This window comes from Corallococcus terminator (assembly GCF_003611635.1).
GTDB classification, from domain to species: Bacteria; Myxococcota; Myxococcia; order Myxococcales; family Myxococcaceae; genus Corallococcus; species Corallococcus terminator.
Genome location: NZ_RAVZ01000586.1, coordinates 1 through 2777, shown reverse-complemented (window position 1 = coordinate 2777; position 2777 = coordinate 1). Strand labels below are relative to the sequence as shown.

Sequence of the window (2777 nt, the reverse complement as noted above, 5' to 3'; positions counted from 1 at the left end):
CCCCACCCCTCCGGTGTCGGACACTTCCCCGGAGGCCCTGTCCTCACCCCGACGGAGGTCTCATCCCCGTAAGCCCTGGCATCCTTCCAGAAACCGGGGTCCGGGCCTTTCGCGACCGGCCTGCCCCAGGTGTAGAGTCGGACCCCTTCAATGGCTGGGACGACGCTGACGCTCACTCCGGACGGGTTCCGCGGCCGGGTGTTGGGCAAGTACGAGGTGCTCTGCCGCCTGTCCACGGGCGGGATGGCGGAGATTTTCCTCGCGGCCCAGAAGGGCCTCGCCGGCTTCCGCAAGATGGTGGTGCTGAAGCAGATCCTCCCCGACATCCGGGGCGAGGAGGAGTTCGTCCGGATGTTCCTGGACGAGGCCAAGGTGACGGCCGCGTTCAACCACCCCCACATCGCGCACGTGTACGACCTGGACGTGGCGGACGGGGAGCTGTTCCTCGCGATGGAGTTCGTGCCGGGCGCCACCCTGGTGGAGGTCGCCCGCGCCTGCCGCTCCGCGCACGAGCCCATCCCCATGGGCCTGAGCCTGATGGCGGTGCGCGACACGGCGGTGGCGCTCAACTACGCGCACGCCTTCACGGACCCGCTCGGCCGGCCATCCCCCGTGGTGCACCGGGACGTGGCCGAGAAGAACATCATGGTGACGTACGAAGGCGTCACCAAGCTGCTCGACTTCGGCATCGCCAAGAGCCTGGCGCGCGCGGGCCGCACCGCCGTGGGCATGGTCAAGGGCACCAGCGGCTACATGTCGCCGGAGCAGATCATGGGCGATCCGCTGGACGCCCGAAGCGACCTGTTCAGCCTGGGCGTGGTGCTGCACGAGTGCCTCACCGGCATGCGGCTGTTCTACGCGAAGAGCGCCGACGCGATGATGAACGCGGTGCTCAGCGGCGAGGTGACGCCGCCTTCGCGCGTGAACAAGCAGATCCCTCCGGAGCTGGACGCCATCGTCCTCAAGGCGCTCGCGAAGCGGCGGGAGGATCGCTACTCCACCACCCTGGAGTTCGCCCGCGCCATCGAGCGCGCCGTGGGCCCGCGCATCTGGCACCCCGAACAGAGCAGCGAACTGATGCTGCGCCTGTTCTCCGAGCGCCGCGACCAGACCCGCCTGTTGCTCATGAGCGGCCAGGCGACCGGGGACGGAACCTCCAGCGAGACGCAGGTCGCGCAGGTGCTGGCGCGGGGCGCGGAACTGCCGGATCCGGTCACGCTGCCCCCCACCGGCCTGCCGCAGATCTCCTCCGCGCTGCCGCCGCGTCCGTCCGCGCCGGTGAAGCCGCCCGCGCCGTCCAAGGCGCCCCCTCCGCCCGCGAACGCGCAGGGTCGTCGCAACACGACGGAAGAGCTCGTCGTGCGGAAGCCCGCATCCGCGCCGCCGCCCTCGCGCCGGGTCTCGCCTCCCATCACGGAGCCGCACCGTCCGCCGTCCCATGATGCGCTGACCGACAGCCCCGAGGACTCCGATCCCGGCGTGCGCACGCAGCCGGCCCTGCCGCCCGTGGTGCTGGATGCGGTCCTGCGCATCACGCCGTCCACCGTCGAGACATCCCCCGGCTACGTCGAGGGAGAGACGGTCCTCACGCCCCTGTCCCGCGTGGGAGCACAGCCCGCCGAGGATCCCAAGGCCCGCGCCCACCGGGAGCCTCCGGTCTTCGTCCCACCAGAGGAGCCCCGCGCCCGTGCTGGTTCGGAGGACGCCCGTTCGAGGTCCGCGAGGGACCACGCCAACGGCCCAGAGGATGCGCGATCCCGCTCCACGCGTGATGCCCCGAATGGATCCGCCGAGGACGCACGGCACCGGCCTTCACGGGATGCCGCGAACGGATCCACCGAGGACGCGCGAGGGCGCTCCTCACGTGATGCCGCGAATGGACCCGCCGAGGACGCGCGTCCGAAGCCTCCACGTGAAGCCTTCAATGGCGGCGCTGAGGACTCCCGTCCCCGGCCCCCGCGCGAGGCCACGAACAACAGCGCCGAAGAAACGCGCGTCCGCTCCTCGCGCGATGTGGCGAATGGCGGCGCGGAAGACTCCCGGCCCCGGCCTCCACGCGAGGCATTGAATGGCGGCGCCGAAGACGCGCGTGGACGCTCCACACGCGATGCCGGTGCGGAAGACTCCCGGCCTCGGCCGCCACGGGACGCCGCGAACGGATCCGCGGAAGATGCACGTTCCCGCGCCTCACGTGACGCCACGAACAACTCCACGGAAGACTCCCGTCCCCGACCTCCGCGAGCGTCCACCCAGGACAGCATGCGCGTCACCCTGCCGCACAAAGCGGTCTCCGCGTCCATCAACGACAGCGAGACCTCCATCTCCCGCGCGCCAGCCCTGCCCCCGGAAGAGGCGCCAGAGAACACCCCCGCGCTCCGCCGCGCTCCTTCGTCCCGCCGCAAGCAGTCCACGCCCCCCACCCGCTCCAACGGGGCGCGCGCCTCCGAACGGGCAACCGAGCCCCACGAGCCTCTGGACAAGCCCGCGTCCCGCCGGGGTGCGCTCATCGCGGCCTGCATCGTGCTCCTCGCCATCGGGGGCCTCGCCACCACCGTGGCGCTCGGTCTGGATGGCGGGCGCGTGGCCGCGCTGTGGAACTCGGTGCTCGGGCGGAACCCGTCCGGGAAGTCCTCCACAACTTCTCCACCGGTCGTCGCGGAGCCCACACAAGCGACCGGCCCCAACGTGGGAGGTGAGGTCGCCGGCCGGTTGAATTTAGTCCGTCGCGGCGCGTTCCCCTGGGCTACAGGACTCGCGCCGTTCTTCAGGAGGTCACC

Annotated in this window: 1 protein-coding gene; it reads left to right on the top strand. The window is 71.3% G+C overall.

The features are described from left to right. Positions 1-150: 150 nt before the first annotated feature. Positions 151-2777 (top strand): protein kinase domain-containing protein (locus tag D7V88_RS40405; protein ID WP_120545815.1); only part of this gene is annotated, 2627 nt, incomplete at its 3' end.